The 20,499-nt window shown below is 65.8% G+C and carries 24 protein-coding genes and 4 tRNA genes; 19 read left to right on the top strand and 9 right to left on the bottom strand.

Features of this window, described 5'->3' with window-relative positions:
- Positions 1-110: 110 nt before the first annotated feature.
- The 3 genes from KV110_RS37765 to KV110_RS37755 form a co-directional block, all read right to left on the bottom strand.
- Positions 111-815: a demethylmenaquinone methyltransferase gene (locus KV110_RS37765; RefSeq protein WP_218471894.1), complete on the bottom strand. Its 705-nt coding sequence runs from the start codon at positions 813-815 to the stop codon at positions 111-113.
- 131 nt (positions 816-946) lie between these two features.
- Positions 947-2,086 carry a glycosyltransferase family 4 protein gene (locus tag KV110_RS37760; protein ID WP_218471893.1) on the bottom strand — a complete coding sequence of 380 codons (1,140 nt, stop codon included), beginning with the start codon at positions 2,084-2,086 and terminating at the stop codon, positions 947-949.
- Between the two features lie 106 nt (positions 2,087-2,192).
- Complete coding sequence (locus KV110_RS37755) at positions 2,193-2,660, bottom strand: MarR family winged helix-turn-helix transcriptional regulator (RefSeq protein ID WP_246634210.1); 468 nt, start codon at positions 2,658-2,660, stop codon at positions 2,193-2,195.
- A gap of 56 nt (positions 2,661-2,716) precedes the next feature.
- On the opposite strand from KV110_RS37755, the gene KV110_RS37750 reads away from it, so the two are divergent.
- The gene (locus KV110_RS37750; RefSeq protein WP_218471892.1) at positions 2,717-3,082 is read left to right on the top strand and encodes a cupin domain-containing protein; all 366 of its coding nucleotides are present in this window, start codon (positions 2,717-2,719) and stop codon (positions 3,080-3,082) included.
- 18 nt (positions 3,083-3,100) lie between these two features.
- Here KV110_RS37750 and KV110_RS37745 read toward each other — a convergent pair whose 3' ends face one another.
- The gene (locus KV110_RS37745) at positions 3,101-3,553 is read right to left on the bottom strand and encodes a DUF3592 domain-containing protein (protein WP_218471891.1); all 453 of its coding nucleotides are present in this window, start codon (positions 3,551-3,553) and stop codon (positions 3,101-3,103) included.
- Positions 3,554-3,592: 39 nt separating this feature from the next.
- Here KV110_RS37745 and KV110_RS37740 point away from each other — a divergent pair, with 39 nt between their 5' ends.
- Positions 3,593-4,099 carry a DUF2505 domain-containing protein gene (locus KV110_RS37740; protein WP_218471890.1) on the top strand — a complete coding sequence of 169 codons (507 nt, stop codon included), beginning with the start codon at positions 3,593-3,595 and terminating at the stop codon, positions 4,097-4,099.
- Between the two features lie 55 nt (positions 4,100-4,154).
- On the opposite strand, the gene KV110_RS37735 is transcribed toward KV110_RS37740, so the two are convergent.
- From KV110_RS37735 to KV110_RS37725, 3 genes are all read right to left on the bottom strand, one after another.
- Positions 4,155-4,592 carry a VOC family protein gene (locus KV110_RS37735; protein ID WP_218471889.1) on the bottom strand — a complete coding sequence of 146 codons (438 nt, stop codon included), beginning with the start codon at positions 4,590-4,592 and terminating at the stop codon, positions 4,155-4,157.
- A gap of 57 nt (positions 4,593-4,649) precedes the next feature.
- Positions 4,650-5,075: a helix-turn-helix transcriptional regulator gene (locus KV110_RS37730; RefSeq protein WP_218471888.1), complete on the bottom strand. Its 426-nt coding sequence runs from the start codon at positions 5,073-5,075 to the stop codon at positions 4,650-4,652.
- A gap of 99 nt (positions 5,076-5,174) precedes the next feature.
- Positions 5,175-6,440, bottom strand: coding sequence for a geranylgeranyl reductase family protein (locus tag KV110_RS37725; protein WP_218471887.1), 1,266 nt, complete (start codon positions 6,438-6,440; stop codon positions 5,175-5,177).
- Positions 6,441-6,633: 193 nt separating this feature from the next.
- On the opposite strand from KV110_RS37725, the gene KV110_RS37720 reads away from it, so the two are divergent.
- The gene (locus tag KV110_RS37720; RefSeq protein ID WP_281427713.1) at positions 6,634-7,656 is read left to right on the top strand and encodes a polyprenyl synthetase family protein; all 1,023 of its coding nucleotides are present in this window, start codon (positions 6,634-6,636) and stop codon (positions 7,654-7,656) included.
- Between the two features lie 83 nt (positions 7,657-7,739).
- The gene (htpX, locus tag KV110_RS37715; protein ID WP_218471886.1) at positions 7,740-8,621 is read left to right on the top strand and encodes a zinc metalloprotease HtpX; all 882 of its coding nucleotides are present in this window, start codon (positions 7,740-7,742) and stop codon (positions 8,619-8,621) included.
- A gap of 12 nt (positions 8,622-8,633) precedes the next feature.
- Here htpX and KV110_RS37710 read toward each other — a convergent pair whose 3' ends face one another.
- Complete coding sequence (locus KV110_RS37710) at positions 8,634-9,125, bottom strand: YajQ family cyclic di-GMP-binding protein (RefSeq protein WP_218471885.1); 492 nt, start codon at positions 9,123-9,125, stop codon at positions 8,634-8,636.
- A gap of 172 nt (positions 9,126-9,297) precedes the next feature.
- On the opposite strand from KV110_RS37710, the gene KV110_RS37705 reads away from it, so the two are divergent.
- From KV110_RS37705 to KV110_RS37655, 11 genes are all read left to right on the top strand, one after another.
- Positions 9,298-9,380 (top strand) — tRNA-Tyr (locus KV110_RS37705).
- Positions 9,381-9,699: 319 nt separating this feature from the next.
- Positions 9,700-9,772: transfer RNA gene (locus KV110_RS37700), tRNA-Thr, on the top strand.
- Positions 9,773-9,863: 91 nt separating this feature from the next.
- Positions 9,864-9,939 (top strand) — tRNA-Met (locus KV110_RS37695).
- Between the two features lie 42 nt (positions 9,940-9,981).
- A complete protein-coding gene (gene rpmG / locus KV110_RS37690) occupies positions 9,982-10,152 on the top strand; it encodes a 50S ribosomal protein L33 (protein WP_014988500.1) in 171 nt (56 codons plus the stop codon).
- A 189-nt stretch (positions 10,153-10,341) separates the two neighbouring features.
- Positions 10,342-11,403 (top strand): fused (3R)-hydroxyacyl-ACP dehydratase subunits HadA/HadB, encoded by a 1,062-nt coding sequence (locus tag KV110_RS37685; RefSeq protein ID WP_281427838.1) that lies wholly within the window; start codon positions 10,342-10,344, stop codon positions 11,401-11,403.
- Between the two features lie 248 nt (positions 11,404-11,651).
- A tRNA-Trp gene (locus KV110_RS37680) sits at positions 11,652-11,724 on the top strand.
- 65 nt (positions 11,725-11,789) lie between these two features.
- Positions 11,790-12,182: a preprotein translocase subunit SecE gene (secE, locus tag KV110_RS37675; RefSeq protein WP_218471884.1), complete on the top strand. Its 393-nt coding sequence runs from the start codon at positions 11,790-11,792 to the stop codon at positions 12,180-12,182.
- Positions 12,183-12,337: 155 nt separating this feature from the next.
- Positions 12,338-13,144, top strand: a complete 807-nt coding sequence (gene nusG, locus KV110_RS37670; protein ID WP_218479374.1) for a transcription termination/antitermination protein NusG — start codon at positions 12,338-12,340, stop codon at positions 13,142-13,144.
- A 117-nt stretch (positions 13,145-13,261) separates the two neighbouring features.
- Positions 13,262-13,696, top strand: coding sequence for a 50S ribosomal protein L11 (gene rplK, locus KV110_RS37665; protein ID WP_107659500.1), 435 nt, complete (start codon positions 13,262-13,264; stop codon positions 13,694-13,696).
- Positions 13,697-13,848: 152 nt separating this feature from the next.
- A complete protein-coding gene (gene rplA / locus KV110_RS37660) occupies positions 13,849-14,562 on the top strand; it encodes a 50S ribosomal protein L1 (RefSeq protein ID WP_218471883.1) in 714 nt (237 codons plus the stop codon).
- A 105-nt stretch (positions 14,563-14,667) separates the two neighbouring features.
- Positions 14,668-15,198 carry an NADPH-dependent FMN reductase gene (locus tag KV110_RS37655; RefSeq protein WP_218471882.1) on the top strand — a complete coding sequence of 177 codons (531 nt, stop codon included), beginning with the start codon at positions 14,668-14,670 and terminating at the stop codon, positions 15,196-15,198.
- Positions 15,199-15,289: 91 nt separating this feature from the next.
- Here KV110_RS37655 and KV110_RS37650 read toward each other — a convergent pair whose 3' ends face one another.
- On the bottom strand, positions 15,290-16,912 hold the full coding sequence (locus KV110_RS37650; RefSeq protein ID WP_218471881.1) for an MFS transporter: 1,623 nt from the start codon (positions 16,910-16,912) through the stop codon (positions 15,290-15,292).
- A gap of 412 nt (positions 16,913-17,324) precedes the next feature.
- On the opposite strand from KV110_RS37650, the gene rplJ reads away from it, so the two are divergent.
- From rplJ to KV110_RS37630, 4 genes are all read left to right on the top strand, one after another.
- Positions 17,325-17,870 carry a 50S ribosomal protein L10 gene (rplJ, locus tag KV110_RS37645; protein ID WP_218471880.1) on the top strand — a complete coding sequence of 182 codons (546 nt, stop codon included), beginning with the start codon at positions 17,325-17,327 and terminating at the stop codon, positions 17,868-17,870.
- 65 nt (positions 17,871-17,935) lie between these two features.
- Entirely contained in the window at positions 17,936-18,316 is a 381-nt protein-coding gene (gene rplL / locus KV110_RS37640) for a 50S ribosomal protein L7/L12 (protein WP_218471879.1), read from the top strand.
- A 240-nt stretch (positions 18,317-18,556) separates the two neighbouring features.
- Positions 18,557-19,633: an ABC transporter ATP-binding protein gene (locus tag KV110_RS37635; protein ID WP_218471878.1), complete on the top strand. Its 1,077-nt coding sequence runs from the start codon at positions 18,557-18,559 to the stop codon at positions 19,631-19,633.
- An 11-nt stretch (positions 19,634-19,644) separates the two neighbouring features.
- Complete coding sequence (locus tag KV110_RS37630; protein ID WP_218471877.1) at positions 19,645-20,439, top strand: MlaE family ABC transporter permease; 795 nt, start codon at positions 19,645-19,647, stop codon at positions 20,437-20,439.
- Positions 20,440-20,499 lie beyond the last annotated feature (60 nt).

Raw genomic sequence — 20,499 nt, 5'->3', positions numbered from 1 at the left:
GCCCCCGATCATGGCCATCGCCGATTGCGCGGGGTTTACCGCGCGTTATCGGCAGGTCACAATCCGCCTCACAGCGAGAAAAACCGCTGGTGAGGTGTGACGCAGATCGCTCAGCCGAGCTTGTAGGCCCGGTGTAGCGCGACGATCCCGCCGGTGAGGTTGCGCCATTTCACCGACGACCACCCGGTACCCGTGATCCGCAGCGCCAGCTGCCGCTGGTTCGGCCATGCTCGGATGGATTCGGCGAGGTAGACGTAGGCGTCCGGGTTGCTGCTGACCGCACGTGCCACCTTCGGCAGCGCCTTCATCAGGTATTCCATGTAGATCGTGCGGAACCCCGGCACGATCGGGGTGGAGAACTCGGCGATGACCAGCCGCCCGCCCGGCTTGGTGACCCGCAGCATCTCGCGCAGCGCGGCGTCCGGATCGGAGATGTTGCGCAGCCCGTAGGAAATGGTCACCGCGTCGAACGAATCGTCGGCGAACGGCAGCGCCATCGCGTCGGCCGCCACCATCGGCACCTTGCGATGCCTGCCCGCGGCGAGCATGCCCTGGGAGAAGTCGGCGGCCAAGCACCAGGCGCCGGACTTCGCCAGATCGAGGGTGGACACCCCGGTGCCGGCCGCGAGGTCCAGGATCCGCTCGCCGGGACGTGGCGCGAGTGCCTTGCGCACCGCCCAGCGCCAGTAGCGATCCTGTCCGGCGGAGATCACCGTGTTGGTCAGGTCGTACCGCCGTGCGACACCGTCGAACATCGTCGCGACCTCATGCGGCTGCTTGTCCAAGGAGGCCCGAGTCGATTCTGTTTTCGCCACCGCCTGACCATAACGCGCGCGACGCGGCGAACCGAGCCTGGTAGGAGATTGCTCGGTCACATCCGAGGGCGGGTCGGGCGTTGCCGCAACCCGGGCTGCGGCCGTGCGCGGGCTGCGGACGAGCGCGCTCGTTAAGCCGTATGCGGTAGCCGCATTCGGGTGCTCGTCACATCCGCGTAGTGGCCCATCAGCTCGGTGCAGATCGCGGGCCAGGTGCGGTGCAGCACCGATTTTCTTGCGGCCCCGGCGAATCGGGCTCGTACCGTCGGATCATGCAGTGCCGCAACGGCGCTCGGCAATAGTTCGGTAAAGCGATCGACCGGGAGCAGATAGCCGTTGCGACAGTGCGCGATCAGGTCACGCGGGCCGCCCGCATCCGGGCCGATTACCGGGACGCCCGCGGCGAGGGCCTCCTGCACGCCCTGGCAGAAGGTTTCGTGCTCGCCCGCATGCACCATCACATCCAGGCTCGCGTACGCCTGCGCCAATGTGTCGCCGCCCAGTTCGCCGGTGAAGACGGCGGTCGGCATCATCCGCGCGAGCCGGTCCCGTTCCGGCCCGTCGCCGACGATCACCAACTGGATGTCCGGATCGTTCGCCAGCACCGCCAGCCGTTCGACGTGCTTTTCCGGCGCGAGTCGTCCGACGAAGCCGACGACCAGCTTGTCGCCGTCGAGCCAGGAGTCGCGCAATTCCGGGCGCCGTGCCGCCGGATTGAATCGGGCGATGTCCACCCCGCGTCCCCACCGGTGCACGCGCGGAATGCCGTGCTGCGCCAGGTCTTCCGCGGCCGCGCGGGACGGCGCCAGCGTCCTGGTCGCGCCCTCGTGGATGCGCCGGGTCCAGGCCCAGGCCGCCCGGCTGGCCAGCGCGAGCCCGTAACTCTTGGCGAATCCGGCGACGTCGGTCTGATACACCGCCACTGTCGGCAGATCCAGACGCATGGCCGCGCCGAGGCCGCCAGCGCCGAGCAGGAACGGCGAGGCCAGATGCACCACGTCCGCATCGAAGTCGTCGATGGCCGAGACGATGCCTGGCTGCGGCAGGCCCACCGGCAGCGAACTGATCTTCGGCACCATCACCGCTGGCACCCGGTGCACTCGGAACCGCTCGTGCCAGCGCGCGGCCGGTGGCAGCCCGCGCGGGGTGTCCGGTGCGATGATCAACGCGTCGTGCCCGTGCCGGTCCAGGTGCTCGAGCACCCGCAGCACGGAGTTGACGACGCCGTTCATATTCGGCAGAAACGACTCCGCAACGATCGCTACACGCACGCTTCCAGGTTGACCGCCGCACCGCGCCGGGTCGCCACGCAAGCGTGAAGGACACGGAAAGTTCCGGCGAACTCCTCGGGCCGGTAGGAGCGCGAGCTGCGGATATTCACATGCCGAAGGCGTGGAACCGGGGATCGGCCATGCCCTCATCGGTCGCGATCACGCCGAGCAGGGTGCGCAACACCGCCACCGCTTCGGCGCCGTGCGCGCGGACCAGGCGCTGCTCGTATCGGCGATGGAACTTCTTCGCGGTCTGCACCAAGTCGTGGCCACGGGCGGTCGGGTACAGCAGTTTGGCTCGTCGATCGTCGGGGTCGTCCCGTCGTTCGACGTAGCCGCGTCGCTGCATGTCGTCGATGATCTGGGCCGCGCCCTGTTTGCTGATCTCGAGCCGTTCGGCCAGCTCACTGATGTTCATCGGTCCGCGCAGCAACGAGCGCAGCACATACCCATCGGAGCGCCCGGTGTCCTCGAATCCTTCCGTCACCAGGTTTTCTCGGAGCTCGCGCACGAACTCCTGATAGCTCAGGCCGAGCAGGATGCCGAAATCCAGGTCTTGCGAAGGCGCCGTCATACCGCCATGATAGACAAGCCAACTTGAACAAGCTGGCTTGTCTATTTAGGAGTCACATGCTCGTCATCAGAGCCGAGGACGCACCGCACTTCGAGGTCCCCGGCGTCCAATTCACCGGCATGGCATCGCCGAGCCGCGGCTCGGCCGAGGTCTGTACCTGGCGGCTCACCGTCACCCCCCGACACGTCCCGGATGGGCCGCACGTGCTGGATCGCGACGAGATCTTCATGGTTGTCGCCGGAAAACTGGACGTCAGCGGGCAGATTCTCGAGGCGGGGGATGTCGTCGTAGTCCCCGCGGGCAGCCCGATCGCGGTGGGCAACCCCGGCGACGAACCGGCCGAGGCGTTCATCGCGATCGCCGCGGGTTTCGAGGCCACCATGGCCGACGGCAGCAAGCTGTCGCCGCCCTGGGCTCAATAATTCAGGGGGCTCGGTAACTCAGGCCGATTCCGGCCGTCGCCTGCCGAGCCGAACCAGCAGCCACAGCGTCGGCAGCGCGAGCAGCCACGCGACGAAGATCACCGACAAGGCGGGTGGAATGGCAACGCGGACATCGCGTCCTTCCACCCGCACCAGATCGGGGTCCGCGCGGTTGTACTCCACCCGGATGCGCTCACCCGCGGTGAGGTTGGTCGGATACAGGACGCCGACCTTCGGATTGTGCGTCTCCCCGTCCGGGGTCACATACATGACCGCCGACCGCAGCCGACCGGCGGAAAGCACCTCGGCGCTGGTGACACCCTTGTCGGAGCTGATCAGATAGTCGTTGCGCCAGGCGGCGAGCACCAACAGCACGACGAGCACACTGACCACCGTCGCAGCCGTGAGCACGCCGATCCTGGCCCGCCGCAGGCGGATCGACCGGCGATCAGACTGGGTGGTTTCCAACACCGCAACAGGCTACCGACCGACTCGGCTACGGTGTCGCGCATGTCCCGAAAATTCAGCTTCACCGTGCCTTACACCGTCCCGGTCGAAGATCTTCACCGGGCACTTACCGACGACAAAGTCTGGCAGGCGCGTTTCGCCGACGCCGAGACCGCGACATTGGAGCTTTCGCATCCCGAGGGTGCGGGCAGCATCCGCATCCACATGACCGAAAAGGCCGCGCAGGACAAGATTCCCAGCATTGTGAGCAAGGTGCTCAAGAGCGAGCTCATGCTCTCGCGCACCGACAACTGGCAGGCGCTACAGGGTGAGGTCGCCAAGGGCACCTTCGAGGGTGCGACCGGCGGCATCACAACGGAAATGTCGGGCACCTACGAAATGCGTTCGACAGCAGAGGGTTCCGAGATCGAGGTGGTCGGCACCGTGCAGGTCAAGGTGCCGCTGGTCGGCGGCGCCATCGAACCGCTCGCCGAACAACTGCACCATCGAGTGCTGAACAGCGAGCGCAAGTTCATCGAGGAGTGGGTCGCCGCACAGGCGACCGCCTGAGGCGAAAAACGGCCCCCGTTGTCCCGGCCCGCGCCGGGACGACGGGATGGTTCGTCTACTGGAAATCCTCGGGCGAGTATTCCTTCTGCTCCACCAGCACCAGCCAGTTCCCGGAGTTGTCCCGGATGATCGCCTCGGTGCCGTAGGGCCGCTCGGCCGGCGGCTGGATGAACTCGACACCCTTGGCGGTGAGTTCCTCGAAGGTCTGCTGGCAGTTCTCGGTGCGCAGGCCGAGCGCGCCATGGGTGCCGTTCGCCAGGGCGCGGCGGATGGCCTCGGCCAGATTCTCGTCCAGCGGCGGCCCCGGGATCATCAGCCCGATCTCGAGCTCCGGATGCTCCGGATGAGCGATGGTGACCCACCGGAACCCGTTGTCGCCCATGGTGATATCGGCAACCTCGACGAACCCCAGCTTATCGATGTACCACTGCTTCGATTCGGTCTGGTCGGTGACGTACAGGGTGACCAGCGAGACGTTCGTAATCGTTGTCATGCGACCAGGCTATGGGCGCGCTATCGGTCGGCGCTTCTCTGAAATTGCGCGATCGGCTCAGGTATCGCGCTTGCGGTCGCTGAGGCCGTGCATGAACACGAAGCAGCCAGGAATGCGGGGCGCGCCGTCGGCGAACTTGGCCTGGTATTCGGAGGGAGACACGCCGACCAGCTGGCGGAACTTGCTGCTGAACGAGCCGAGGCTGCTGTAGCCGACCAGCATGCACACCTCGGTCACCGTCAGGTTGGTGGCGCGCAACAGGTCCTGCGCGCGCTCGATCCGTCGTTCCGCCAGATACGCGGCGGGGGTGAGGCCATAGACGGCGGTGAACGCGCGGAGGAAGTGATACTTGGAAACCCCTGCGGCAGCGGCCAATTCATCGAGACGGAGCGGGTCGGCATACTGTCGATCCGCGAGGTCCCGCGCCCGCCGCAGATGCGGCAGCAAATACAGCGCGGGTCGTCCACCTGCTCGTCCGCCCATGGTTGCCGACCCTGTCGTCACGTGCGTCGCTGACTCACACAGCATGATCAGCGTACCGGTTGACCGCTGTGCGAGCTGGGAAACCGCAGGTCAGCTGGGTCAGGCAAACGGAGGAAGGTCGTCGACGCGCATCGACATCCGGCCCGCCGCCCGCCACGCCCGCGCGGTCAGATCCACGTCCTCGTCGGTGACCAGGTTGCCCATTACCCGGACCGCGGTGCGCTGCAAGTACGTCGACCGCATCACCGGCGGCCCGCCGACCGGCACCATCCGTGGATGGGTGGCCAGCCCGGCGATCCGCCGCGCCACCGAGAAGGTGCGGCCGTACTTCGCGCGCAGCAGTTCCGGCCAGATGTGCGTGAAATCCGGCTCGTCCAGCAATCCGGCGAGCATGTGCCCGCCCTCCAGGCCGTAGTCGATGCCCTCACCGTTCAACGGATTCACGCAGCCCGCGGCGTCACCGACCAGCACCCAGTTGCGCCCGGCCACATTCGACACGGCGCCACCCATCGGCAACAGTGCCGAGGCCACCGCACGCAGCGAGCCCTCGAACTGCCACTCATCGAAGCGCAGCTTGGTGTAGTGCTCGAGCAGCGGTTTCAACGCGATGTGCGAGGGCCGCTTCTCGGTGGCCAGCGACCCGACACCGATATTGACCTCGCCGTTGCCGAGCGGGAACACCCAGCCGTAGCCGGGGACCAGGGCGCCATCGGCGTCGCGCAGTTCGAGATGCGAGGTGATCCACTGGTCGTCGCTGCGGCCGGACTTGATGTAGGCGCGGGCCGCCGTGCCGTACGCGTACTGCCGATGCCAGGTGCGGCCGAGCTGGCGTCCGATCGGCGAGCGCACGCCGTCGGCGACGATGAGCGTCGCGCATTCGATGGTGTGCGTTCCCTCGGTAGTCCGCACGATCACACCCGTGACGCGATCACCCTCGCGGGTGACATCGACCACTTTGGTTCCGTCGATCATCCGCGCGCCCGACTTCATCGCGGTCTCGCGCAGCTTGTCGTCGAGTTCGGTTCGGGGAACGGCGCTTCCATAAGTCGGAAAGGAACCGGCGGGCCACGGCAGCAGTGCTTCCCGGCCGAAACCGGTCATCCGGAGACCGTGGTTGACCGTGTGCGCCCGCAGCCAGTCGCCGAGGCCGAGGTGTTCCAACTCGGCCGTCGCACGCGGTGTCAGCCCGTCGCCGCAGGTCTTGTCCCTGGGAAAGACCGCGGCGTCGAGGAGCACCACGTCCCGCCCGGCCCGCGCGGCCCAGGCGGCCGACGCCGATCCGGCCGGGCCCGCGCCGACGACGAGCACCTCGGCCCTGGCGGGCAGCGCGTCCCCGGCAGCGGGGGTGACTTCGGGTGAACCCATGCCTCAATACTTGCAGGGCAATCTTGTTCGTGTCGACGGCGGTCGCGTCACCAGGAAACCTGGCCACCGAGGCAGGCGGAAAATGGTGTGCGAAAGTGTCTGATACACCGCATAGTGACGGTGTTCATGGGCCATCGGCTGGGGACACGCTAGGTTCTCTACCGTGGGGTCGGACGGATCGGTGGGAGAAGAAATGAGCGCATCGGCAGTGCGGGACGAGAGCACGGTGGTGGCCGGGGTCGATCTCGTCGACGTCGAGCTCGCGGCGACCGTGCGCAACGGCCTGGAAGAGGTCGAGAAGCTCCTGGTCGCCGAGCTGTCCGACGGCGAGGAATTCCTGCAGGAGGCGGCGCTGCACCTGGCCAAGGCCGGCGGCAAGCGGTTCCGGCCGCTGTTCACCATCCTCACCGGCCAACTCGGCCCGCGCCCGACCGATCCCGCGCTGATCACCGCGGGCACCGTCGTCGAACTGGTGCACCTCGCGACGCTCTACCACGACGACGTGATGGACGAGGCGACCATGCGTCGCGGCGCACCGAGCGTGAATGCCCGCTGGGGCAACAACATCGCCATCCTGGCGGGCGATTATCTTTTCGCGCACGCCTCCCGGCTGACCTCGACGCTGGGCCCCGACGCGGTGCGAATCATCGCCGAAACCTTCGCCGAACTGGTCACCGGCCAGATGCGCGAGACCATGGGCGCCCGCGAATCCCAGGACCCGGTCGAGCACTACCTGCGCGTCGTCTGGGAGAAGACCGGCTCGCTGATCGCGGCCGCTGGCCGGTTCGGCGGCACCTTCTCCGGCGCGAGCACCGAGCACGTCGAGCGGCTGGCCCGGCTGGGTGACGCGGTCGGCACCGCCTTCCAGATCTCCGACGACATCATCGACATCTCCTCGGCCGCCGAACAGTCCGGCAAGACGCCGGGCACCGACCTGCGCGAGGGCGTGCACACCCTGCCCGTGCTCTACGCGCTGCGCGACGAGGGCGTCGAAGGCGACCGCCTGCGCAAGCTGCTCGACCACCCGCTGGACACCGACGCGGAAGTCGAGGAGGCCCTCGACCTGCTCGCCCGCTCCCGCGGCATGGTGCTGGCCAAGGAGAAGCTGCACGGCTACGCCGACATCGCCCACGCCGAACTGTCCGCCTTGCCCGCAGGCCCGGCCAACGACGCCCTCGAACACCTGGTCCGCTACACCATCGAGCGTGTCGGCTGAGTTCAGCAGGAACTTTGGTTCGTGCTCCTATCGTTGAGCTGCTGTAAGACACTCGACGATCGGGGGAGTGGGCAAGGAGACCTATGCACGGCCACGGATATGCGAATGGGCTCAAGACCTTCGGTTTGATGGTCGGGCTCTCGGCATTGATCGTGTTCGCCGGGGCGATGTTCCGCAGCCCGACGATCCTGATTCTGGCCATCCTGCTCGCCGTCGGCATGAACGCGTACGCGTACTTCAACAGCGACAAACTCGCGTTGAAGGCCATGCACGCGCAGCCGGTCAGCGAGCTGGAGGCGCCGGTGATCTACCGGATCGTGCGTGAGCTCGCGACCACCGCGCGCCAGCCGATGCCGCGGCTCTACATCAGCCCGACCAACGCGCCCAACGCGTTCGCCACCGGCCGCAGTCCTCGGCACGCCGCGGTCTGCTGCACCAGCGGCATCCTGCAGATCCTCGACGAGCGGGAACTACGTGCCGTGCTCGGCCACGAGCTATCGCACGTCTACAACCGCGACATCCTCATCTCCTCGGTCGCGGGCGCCCTCGCCGCGGTCATCTCCGGCCTGGCCAACCTGGCCTTCTTCGCCTCGGCGTTCGGCGGCAACCGCAACGGCGAAGGCCCCAACATGCTCGGCGTGCTGCTCGTCTCGCTGCTCGGACCAATCGCCGCGAGCCTGATCAAGCTGGCCGTCTCCCGCTCCCGCGAATACCAGGCGGACCAGTCCGGCGCCGAACTCACCGGCGACCCGTTGGCCTTGGCCTCGGCCCTGCGCAAGCTGGAACGCGGCGTGCAAGCCGCCCCCTTGCCGCCTGAGCCGCAGTTGACCGCCCAGTCGCACATGATGATCGCCAACCCGTTCCGCACGGGTGAGCGTGCCGCTCGCTGGTTCTCCACCCACCCGCCGATGGCCGAGCGCATCGCCCGCCTCGAAGAAATGGCAGGCGGGCCGAAGCGCTACTGAGGTGCCCCCGGGCTATCGGTAGTTGACGAACTGCAAAGCGATGCCGAAGTCCTCGCCCTTCAGCAGCGAGATGACGGCCTGAAGGTCGTCGCGCTTCTTGCTGCTCACCCGCAGTTCCTCACCCTGGATCTGCGCCTTCACGCCCTTGGGGCCTTCGTCACGGATCTTCTTGGTGATCTTCTTCGCGTGCTCGGTATCGATGCCCTGCACCAGCGTGCCGGTGATCTTGTAGGTCTTGCCGGAGGCGACCGGATCGCCCGCGTCGAACGCCTTGAGCGAGATGTCGCGGCGAATCAGCTTCTCCTTGAACACATCCAGCGCCGCCTTCACCCGCTCCTCGGCCTCGGCGGTCAGCACGATCTTGTCCTCACCGGACCACTCGATGGCCGCACCGGTACCGCGGAAGTCGTAGCGGGTGGTCAGCTCCTTCTCGGCCTGATGCAGGGCGTTGTCGACCTCCTGACGGTCGACCTTGCTGACGACATCGAAAGACGAATCGGCCACACTGCGCTCCTGTTCCTCACGGTTCGACGGGTCACTTCACCGGAAAACCGGCACCCGACAGTTGTACCCGGAACTAGGACGCTAGTGCGCGCGCACGGCCGATAGCCAGCCGGTTTGCATTCAGGGCTGGGGTTCGATGTATTCTGCTCTCCGCGCCTTCAACAGCGTGAACGGCAGGTTGCCCGAGCGGCCAATGGGAGCAGACTGTAAATCTGTCGGTGAAAGCCTACGTAGGTTCGAATCCTACACCTGCCACTCCGTTCGCAAGTGAGCCCTGCACGCAGAAAGCGCGTGCGGGGCTCACTTCGTTCGTGTCTTGTGGGGGTGCAACCCCCCCCGCCCCGCCCGGCGGGGCTTCGCCCCCCGGACTCCCCTTCCAGTGGTCGCTTCGCGCAGGCACGTTCCGTTCCTGCCGACTACCGCAGCGCTGTTGGTTGGCGGTCTGCTTTGTGAAGCGTGGTTGAATACCGCTCTGACCACCCGGTTTGGAGCTCTGACCCCTGAGTGTGTAACCTCGTTCAAGACTTCGCCGCGCCGGGGTCGGGTGTTCGGAGCCTGGTGCGGAAGTAGTCATGCCCCCTTAGCTCAGTCGGCAGAGCGTTTCCATGGTAAGGAAAAGGTCAACGGTTCGATTCCGTTAGGGGGCTCGCCGGATTGCCGGTGGTGACCGACTCGGCATCGCATATAGTTCCCACTCCGGTGGGGCCGGGGCGCGGCACCACAGCAATGCGACCCTATGGCGGTGTAGCTCAGTCGGTAGAGCAAACGACTCATAATCGTTGTGTCGCCGGTTCAAGTCCGGCCATCGCTACCAAAACCGATCAGACCAACTGGTTGACCCGAAAGAAGGAATATCGTGGCCGCGAAGTCCACCGATGTCCGGCCAAAGATCACCTTGGCCTGCGAGCAGTGCAAGCACCGCAACTACATCACCAAGAAGAACCGGCGCAACGACCCGGATCGGCTGGAACTCAAGAAGTTCTGCCCGAACTGCGGCACGCACCGGGGACATAAAGAATCCCGCTAGTCCGCCACGCGTGATGCTGCCGCGTGGATCGGCGTCGGGAGCTTGATTGCTCCCGGCAATCTCGGATCGTGACAGTGCGAGGGCCGGACGTTAGTCCGGCCCTGACGCATTTTACGGTCCGATGCGCGGTAGTAGACGCTCCGCCGACTCCGGGTATCGGGGTCAGATAGGTACAGTCCTCCCGTGACAATCAACACCGGTACAGACGAAGCGGTTCAGGCGGTCGACACCTTCGACCCCGCGGCGCACGCGGCCTCGATGGTCGGGCACCACTACCGCGTCGGCGACTACTACGAGGTCGGCCGCGAGAAGGTGCGCGAATACGCGCGCGCTGTGCAGGACTACCACCCGGTGCACTGGGACGAGGACCTGGCGCAGGAGTACGGCTACGACGGCCTGCTCGCGCCGCTCACCTTCATCTCCCTGGTCGGCATTCTGGCCCAGCGCAAGCTCTTCGAGCAGATCGTCACCGGCTACGACCTGAGCCAGATCCTGCAGACCGACCAGATCCTGGAATTCCACCGGCCGATCAAGGTCGGCGACCAGCTGGTCTGCGACGTCTACCTGCACTCGTTCCGGCAGGCCTTCGGCGGCGACATCATCGTCACCAAGAACATTGTCACCGCGCAGAACGACGAGCTGGTGCTCACCACCTACACCACGCTGATCGGCCGCAGCGGCGGGGACATCGACCCGAACCTCAACGACGTGGTGCGCAACGTGCTTATGCACGGCATCGGCGAGGACGCGCCGGACCACCGCCCGCGGGCCAACGCCATCGACCCGCCCGTGGCCCCGGCCACGGTGCCCGAGGTCGCACCGAGCAAGCGCGCGATCAGGTTCGAGGATGTCACTGCCGGCGACGAGCTGCCACCCCGCATCGTCCGGCTGACCCGCGGCGACCTGGTGAACTACGCGGGCGTCTCCGGCGACGCCAACCCGATCCACTGGAGCGACGAGGTGATCAAGCTCGTCGGCCTGGACAACGTGGTCGCGCACGGCATGCTCACCATGGGCCTCGGCGGCGGCTTCGTCACCTCCTGGCTCGGCGATCCCGGCGCGGTCAAGGAATACAACGTCCGCTTCACCAGCCCGGTCTACGTCGGCACCGATGAGGCCGCCGAAATCGAGTACACCGGTAAAGTGAAGTCAGTGGATCCGGAGACGCGGACCGCGGTCGTCGCCATCGTGGCGAAGTCGGCGGGACGCAAGATCTTCGGGCGCGCGACGGCAACCGTGCAACTGGCCTGACCTGGTCGACTGACCCTGATTGGCTAACGGCGCGGACGGTAACGTACACTCAGGTTTCTGGGGTCACCAGCCGCTGCGCGCTGCTCTGTGGAGCTGGTTCCTGGCGAGTCCGCAAGGATTTCGCCGATGGGGCCGGCAACTGACAAGGCAGCGCGCGTGTCATGTCACAGCGGCGCGTGTTGTGGTGACACCGGAACCGCACAACTGAATATCGAACAGTGGTCGGACAGCCAACACGGTCCAACCGAAGGGGCGTAGCTCAACTGGCAGAGCAGCGGTCTCCAAAACCGCAGGTTGCAGGTTCAAGTCCTGTCGCCCCTGCCTTCCGTAGCGACTGCTAGCAGGTCGCTCGAAAGAACCAGCCTGCCAGCGACGAAAGGATCGACGTGGTCGACGAGCGGGACCCTCGCCACGGCGCGCATGCGGCCGACGACGGCGATGACACCGCCGCGGTGGCTCGGCCGAGCGGCAAGCGATCCGCCCGGCGGACGCGAAGTGCGTCGGCCGACACGGGTTCGATCGCCACCCTCGATCGACCTTCGTCGCGCAAGGCAGCCAAGACCGATCGGGCCGAACGCCAGAAGACGGGTAACCCCTTCAAGCGTTTGATCAAGTTCCTGCGTGAGGTAATCGCGGAACTGCGCAAGGTCATCTGGCCCAACCGGAAACAGATGGTCACCTATACGAGCGTTGTTCTGGTGTTCGTGATTTTTATGGTCGCGTTCATCAGTGGATTGGATGTGGCGTTCATCAAGGGTGTCACCTGGCTGTTCGGCTAGCAGAACCGGCGCTTGCGACTGCTTGCCGGTCGCTCGACCCGGTCGGCCGCCGCAGCCGGCCGATCCCGGGGCGGACACCGGCGGAGTAATTCCGCCGCGCGCCCGGCCCCGGCACGCAGAGGATGTACGTGACGACACAGGAAGCGAGTGCCCCAGTGAGCACCCCGGAGAACGACACAAACGAAGAGTTCCCGGTCGAGGACGCGGTGGTGGAGCCCACCACCGAAGACGTCGCGACCGCCGAAGACTCCGAGGACGTGGCTTCCGAGGACGCTGCGGACGCCGCCACCGAGTCCGCGGACGCCGCTGCCGAGGCCGCCCCGATCGACGCGGAGCCCGCCGACCCGGTCGCCGAAATGAAGGCAGCGCTGCGCCGCGCCCCCGGTGACTGGTACGTCATCCACTCTTACGCCGGTTACGAGAACAAGGTGAAGGCCAACCTCGAGACCCGCGTGCAGAACCTGGACCTCGAGGAGTACATCTTCCAGGTCGAGGTGCCGACCGAAGAGGTCACCGAGATCAAGAACGGCCAGCGCAAGAACGTCAACCGCAAGGTGCTGCCCGGCTACATCCTGGTCCGGATGGAACTCAACGACGAGTCGTGGGGCGCGGTGCGCAACACCCCCGGCGTCACCGGCTTCGTCGGTGCCACCTCGCGTCCGTCGCCGCTGTCCATCGACGACGTGGTGAAGTTCCTTGTCCCCGCCGCGCAGCAGAAGAAGGCTCCGGCCGCCGCTGCCGCAGGCACCGCGGAGTCCGCCACCGAGTCGGTGACCAAGCCGGTCATCGAGGTCGACTTCGAGGTCGGCGAGTCGGTGACCGTGATGGACGGCCCGTTCGCGACGCTGCCCGCCAGCATTTCCGAGGTCAACGCCGAGCAGCAGAAGCTGAAGGTGCTCGTGTCGATCTTCGGCCGCGAGACCCCGGTCGAGCTCGGATTCACCCAGGTCGCGAAGATCTAAGACGTTCCGTCGGCCCGGACGCGATCCGGGCCTTCGACGGGATGAATCGGCCCGGACCACGGGTTGATTCACCAGGACTTGCAAAGAGCAAGGAAAACAGACACCTAGGAAAGAAAGATGCCCCCCAAGAAGAAGAAGCTCGCCGGGATCATCAAGCTTCAGATCCAGGCCGGCCAGGCGAACCCCGCCCCTCCGGTGGGTCCCGCGCTCGGTCAGCACGGCGTCAACATCATGGAGTTCTGCAAGGCGTACAACGCCGCGACCGAGTCGCAGCGTGGCAACGTCATTCCGGTCGAGATCTCGGTGTACGAGGATCGGTCGTTCGACTTCAAGCTGAAGACCCCGCCCGCCGCTCGGCTGCTGCTCAAGGCCGCCGGTGTGCAGAAGGGTTCGGCTGAGCCGCACCGCCTGAAGGTCGCGAAGGTCACCATGGACCAGGTCCGGGAGATCGCCAAGACCAAGCAGGAAGACCTGAACGCCAACGACATCGATCAGGCGGCGAAGATCATCGCGGGTACCGCTCGTTCGATGGGTATCACCGTCGAAGGCTGAGTGTCAGCGCCGGAGGAGGTAGCGCAGCGTCACCACGTAGGTGTAGCGAAGACTTCCATCCAGCACGGCGGCTGAGCCTCAGCGCTCACAGGTGGGAGGGCCGGCCAGGCCCGAGAACCACGTCTGAACCAGAAACTTAAGGACAGAGAATCATGGCAAAACGAAGCAAGGCGTATCTCGCCGCGGCCGAGAAGGTCGATCGCGATCAGCTGTACTCCCCGCTCGCCGCAGCGCGGCTGGCCAAGGAGACCGCCACCACCAAGACCGACGCGACCGTCGAGGTCGCCGTTCGACTCGGTGTGGACCCCCGCAAGGCCGACCAGATGGTCCGCGGCACGGTCAACCTGCCGCACGGCACCGGTAAGACCGCCCGCGTCATCGTGTTCGCCGCAGGCGAGAAGGCCGCCGAGGCCGAAGCCGCCGGTGCGGACGCCGTTGGCGCCGAGGACCTGATCGAGCGGATCCAGGGCGGCTGGCTCGAATTCGACGCCGCGATCGCCACCCCGGACCAGATGGCCAAGGTCGGCCGGATCGCGCGCGTCCTCGGACCGCGTGGCCTGATGCCGAACCCGAAGACCGGCACGGTCACCAACGACGTGACCAAGGCCGTCAACGAGATCAAGGGCGGAAAGATCAACTTCCGCGTCGACAAGCAGGCCAACCTGCACTTCGTCATCGGCAAGGCGTCCTTCGACGACGCCAAGCTGGTGGAGAACTACGGCGCCGCGCTGGAGGAGATCCTGCGTGCGAAGCCGTCGACCGCCAAGGGCCGCTACGTCAAGAAGGTGACGGTCTCGACGAACACCGGACCGGGCATCCCGGTGGACCCGAACCGCACCCGCAACCTCCTCGACGAGGATGCGTAAGTAGCACCTGAGCAAGTCCGCAACGGCGGGAACGCGTTTCGCGTTCCCGCCGTTGTGCGTTTCCGGGGTCGGACTAATTCCCGGGTCGCCGTCGTTGGCCATGAGGTGACGGTTGTCCTGCTGATCTCCGGGAGCACCCGCGGTGCTTCGACCAACTCCGCCGCTTTGCGCACGGTGCGGGCGATCGCCCCGGCTGGCGTCGAAATGCTGTGGTACGACGGCCTGGCCGAGCTGCCCGCCTTCAACCCCGACGACGACGGCACCGCACATCCATCGGTTCTCGCACTGCGCGAACAACTTTCGCGCGCGGACGCGGTCCTGTTCTGCACCCCCGAATACGCGGGCACCCTACCCGGCAGCCTGAAGAACCTGCTGGACTGGACCGTCGGCAACGCCGATCTGTACGAGAAGCCCACTGCCTGGATCAACGTCGCCGCCCACGGCCGCGGCGAAGGAGCCGCCGCCACGCTGGCCCTCGTCCTCGGCTACGTAGGCGCTGCCATAGCACCCGATTGCTGCGCCAGGTTGCCGGTCGGCCGCGACGACGTCGGCCCCGACGGCCTGGTCGCCACCCCGGAATTCCGAACCGGCGCAACAGAAGCACTCACCAAACTGGTCGCCAGGGTATCGCCCTGACTCCTGACAGTTTTCGATCTCACAGAGCGTCCGTACGCCTCACGGGGGTAGATGGCCTGTGAAAGGTGTGGATGCTCTGTGAGATCGCGCGCTATTGCGGCGAGTCCGGTTTGTCGGCGGGGGATTTGCGCCAGGCCAGTAGGACCGACTCACCCTCTTGTGCGCCCCACGGGAGGAAGATCGCAACCACGATCGCGCACACTACGACCGCGCCTGCCGCGACCAGCGAGGCGGTGTGGGAGCCCTCCAGCGCCGCCGATTTCATTGCGATGATCAGGTTTTCGCGTTGGCTCTCGAAGAACGGGGGGAGCGGGCGTTTGCGGAGTTCCAGCACGCTCAGCGGGCTGGACTTCACCAGGCTCTTCTCGTTGTCGTTCATCAATGTGGCGGGTAGGGCGTCGATGCGCGGGGCGATCCGGGTCGTGTAATACGACGCGACGATCGAGCCGAGCACCGCGACACCGAGGGTCCCGCCGATTTCGCGGGTGGTGTCGTTGACCGCCGACCCGGCGCCTGCCTCATTGAGCGGTAGCGAACCCATGATCGACTCGGTGGCCGGTCCCTGGACGATGCCGACGCCGAGCGCCATGAACACCATGGCGGGCAGCACATCGGTGACATACGGGCTGTCCACGGTCACCTGGCCGCCCAGGTACAGCCCGAGCCCGGTGCTCAGCAGACCGAACACGATGACCGGGGTCGGCCCGAACCGCTGCGCGAGCAGGGTGGCGATCGGTGCCCCCACCGCCACCGAGAATGCGAACGGTAGTGAGGCGATACCGAATTGGAGCGGGGTGTACTCGCGTACGCCCTGAAAATACTGGGTGATCAGGAAGAGGAAGCCGAACATCGAGAAGTAGCACACCGCAATGGCCAAGGCAGGCATCGAGAACCGGCGATTCCGGAACAGCGTCATATCCAAAATCGGTGTGCGCGTGCGTAATTCCCAGACGACGAACGCGGCGAGTAGTGCGACGCCGAGGGCGAAGGTCCCCAGCGTCGTGGTGGAAAGCCAGCCGAAGCGCGGTGCTTCGATGATCGACCAGACCAGCAGCGTGATGCCCGCGATCGACAGCGCGATCCCGGGCAGATCCAGCCGCCCCACCTGGGCCGACCGCGATTCGGGCACCCAGATCATTGTCGCGACCACCGCGACGAGCGCGAGCGGCACATTGATCCAGAAAACGGAATGCCACGAAAAGTGTTCCAGCAGCCAGCCTCCCGAGATCGGGCCGATCGCGATGGCGAAGCCCGCCATGGCGGTCCACGCCGCGATGGCTAGCGCCCGCTCGCGTGCGTCGCGGAAGATGTTGATGATCAGGGCCAGCGTCGCGGGAAAGACCGCCGCGGCGAACACACCCATCGCCGCACGCGCGGTGATCACGCCGCCCATGGAGCCGGACAGTGCGCCCGCGACCGACATGGCGCCGACGCCGACCAGGCCGATGATCATGACTCGGCGGCGGCCGTACCGGTCGCCGAGGTTGCCGAAGGCGAGCAAGAGCCCGGCAAAAGTCAGGGTGTACGCGTCAACGACCCATTGCAGGCCGCTGACACCGGTCTGGAGTTCCACTCCGATCGAGGGGAGCGCCACGTTCACGATGGTGTTGTCGAGGACGACAAGCAGCTCGGCGAGGCAGATCACGGCCAAGGCGATAAAGCGCTGGTTACGTCGTTCCAGCAGCACCGGTGGATCGACTATGGAGGTTGCCATAGTCAAGCAGTCAAACAGTAACTGTCACCGCTGGTAACACTTTCTACGGGCGATCTCGCCCACATGTCGACGCGAATGTGATTCGAAGCACAGCGAATCGGACACCGAATGGCCTCGATTTCGCTGGGGAGCCCCCCGTTTTGGCAGATGGGGGTGGGTCCAGGTACATTGGACAACAGTTATCGACTAGTTCGATTCCTACCCAAATCCGTTCTACCGAAGACCGTTGGTCGTCGAGCCCGCATGGGTTCGATCGAAGGTCCGGCGACATTGCCGGCGGCCCACGCAGGGAGAACCGAGGCCGTGTATTTATTTGTGCGCCCCGGAACGCTCTGCGTCCGGGGCGTTTGTTTTGTCGCCGTCCCCTGATCGGTAGTCCGCAACGAACCGACCATCAGAGAGGAGGCGAAGTATGGCAAAACCCGAGAAGGTCACTGCGGTCGAGGAGATCGCGGAGCAGTTCAAGAGCTCGACTGCCACCGTTGTCACGGAATACCGTGGTCTGTCGGTCGGCAAGCTCACCGAGCTGCGGCGCGCGCTCGGCGCCGAAGCCACGTACTCCGTCGCCAAGAACACCCTGGTCAAGCGCGCTGCCGCCGAGGCGGGCGTTGAGGGCCTTGACGACTTGTTCGTCGGACCGACCGCGATCACCTTCATCAGTGGTGAGCCGGTTACCGCGGCGAAGGCCCTCAAGACCTTCGCGAAGGAAAACAAGGCGCTCATCATCAAGGGCGGCTACATGGACGGCGCACCGCTGTCCGTGTCCGAGGTCGAGAAGATCGCCGACCTGGAGTCCCGCGAGGTCCTGCTGGCCAAGCTGGCCGGTGCGATGAAGGGCAACATGGCCAAGGCCGCCGGCCTGTTCAACGCTCCCGCGTCGCAGGTGGCCCGCCTGGCCGCCGCGCTCGTCGAGAAGAAGCAGGCCGAAGCCGGTGGCGACACCGCTGCCGCTGAATAACCCCGTGCGGGTGATTCGCGTGCGCGTCGCCCTCATGAACATCAACTACCGAAAGGAACAACATCATGGCCAACGTTGACGAACTGCTGGAGACCTTCGGCAACATGACCCTGCTCGAGCTGTCGGACTTCGTCAAGAAGTTCGAAGAGAAGTTCGAGGTCACCGCAGCCGCTCCGGTCGCCGTCGCCGGCCCCGCCGGCCCGGGCGCCGTTGCCGAGGCCGTCGAGGAGCAGGACGAGTTCGACGTCATCCTCGAGGGTGCGGGCGACAAGAAGATCCAGGTCATCAAGGTGGTCCGCGAGATCGTCTCCGGCCTGGGCCTGAAGGAAGCCAAGGACCTCGTCGAGGGTGCCCCGAAGGCCATCCTGGAGAAGGTTGCCAAGGATGCCGCCGAGGCCGCCAAGGCGAAGCTGGAAGAGGCCGGCGCCAAGGTCTCGGTCAAGTAAGTCACGACCGAATCGCCGACGGGCGGTCCCCATGGGGGGGCCGCCCGTTTGCTGTTTCCGGCGACCTGCGCCAACAATCCGGAAATAGCGAGTGAAACGGGGTTACTCTTCAGTCAGGTTGGGGTGTGCCCCGTCTCGCTCTTGGGATACAGTGGCCGGACCCACTGTGACGTGACACACCGCGAGACCGAGCACGCGGTTCGCCGGTGGGCAGCTCGCTGAGAAATTGTGGAGGTTGGCGTGGGCGTCGAGGTCAGAACCGAAGGTGTTACCAAGTCCTTCGGGTCACAGCGAATTTGGCAGGATGTCTCACTCACCTTGCCTTCCGGCGAGGTCAGCGCACTGCTGGGCCCGTCGGGTACCGGTAAGTCCGTCTTTCTGAAGTCGTTGATCGGACTGCTGCGTCCGGAACGCGGCTCGATCTATATCGGCGATACCGACATCACCACTTGCTCCAACAAGGAGCTCTACGAGATTCGCAAGCTCTTCGGCGTGCTGTTCCAGGACGGCGCGCTGTTCGGCTCGATGAACCTCTTCGACAACGTCGCCTTCCCGCTTCGTGAACACACGAAGAAGACGGAATCCGACATCAAGAAGATCGTCATGGAGAAGCTGGAGCTGACCGGTCTGCTCGGGGCCGAAGGCAAGCTGCCCGGCGAGATCTCCGGCGGTATGCGCAAGCGCGCCGGCCTGGCTCGCGCCCTGGTGCTCGACCCGCAGATCATCCTCGTCGACGAGCCGGACTCCGGCCTCGACCCGGTGCGTACCTCCTACCTGAGCCAGCTGCTGATCGACATCAACGCGCAGATCGACGCCACGATCCTGATCGTCACGCACAACATCAACCTGGCCCGCACCGTGCCCGACAACATCGGGATGCTGTTCCGTCGCCAGCTGGTCATGTTCGGCCCGCGCGAGGTGCTGCTCACCTCCGAGGAGCCGGTGGTCAAGCAGTTCCTCAACGGTCGCATGCAGGGCCCGATCGGCATGTCCGAGGAGAAGGACGAGGCCCAGATGGCGCGCGAGCAAGCGATGTTCGACGCGGGCCACCACCACGGTGGCGCCGAAGAGGTCGAGGGCATCATTCCGCAGATGCAGGCAACTCCCGGCATGCCGGTTCGCCAGGCCGTGCTGCGCCGCAAAGAGCGGGTTCGCGAGATCATGCACACCCTGCCGCACGCGGCACAGGTTGCGATTCGTGAGTCACTTGATCAGAACGACGAGACCCAGGTGATGGCGTACAACAACAGCGACCTGGGTAGTTACCCGGGCGGCGCGTACGACACCACCACTCGACACAACACAACTAACGGGTAACATCTGCGTTCGTGAACTCTGCCCTGGCGCGATTGCGGACTCCCCTGGAGTCGGGATTTGGCCAGGCCGGCAACATCTTCGCACTGTTTGTCGACGTGCTGCGCAAGACGTTTCGCCGGCCCTTCGAGTGGCGGGAGTTCATCGAGCAGTCGTGGTTCATCGCCAGCGTCTCGATCCTGCCCAGCGCACTCGTCGCTATCCCGTTCGGCGCGGTCGTCGCATTGCAGACCGGCTCGCTGATCAAGCAGCTCGGCGCCGAATCCTTCACCGGTGCCACGAGTGTGCTGGCCACCGTGCAGCAGGCGGCGCCGGTTGTCACGGCGCTCATCATCGCGGGCGCGGCCGGGTCGGCGGTCGCCGCCGACCTCGGCTCGCGCACCATCCGTGAGGAGATCGACGCGCTGGAGGTGCTCGGCGTCGATCCGGTGCACAAGCTGGTCGTGCCGCGGGTGCTCGGCATGACCCTGGTCGCGCTGCTGCTGAACGGCCTGGTGTCGGTCGTCGGTATCGCGGGCGGCTACTTCTTCAACGTGCTGCTGCAGGGCGGCACGCCGGGCGCCTACCTCGCCTCGTTCTCCGCGCTGGCGCAGCTGCCCGACCTGTGGATCGGTGAGATCAAGGCGCTGGTATTCGGCCTGATCGCCGGTGTGATCGCCGCGTACAAGGGGTTGCATCCCAAAGGGGGTCCGAAAGGAGTAGGTGACGCGGTGAACCAATCCGTGGTGATCACGTTCCTGGTGCTGTTCTTCGTGAACCTCATCCTGACCCTGGTGTATTTGCAGGTCGTCCCGGCCAAGGGCGCCTGACCGGTGGCCACCCAGTACCGCAACCCCGTGATCGCCAAGTCGCTGCGCCGGGCGGGCGAT

Source organism: Nocardia iowensis, from assembly GCF_019222765.1.
Lineage (GTDB): Bacteria > Actinomycetota > Actinomycetes > Mycobacteriales > Mycobacteriaceae > Nocardia > Nocardia iowensis.
Note: the sequence above shows the minus strand (reverse complement) of the source record. Positions and strands in the feature narration are given on the sequence as shown.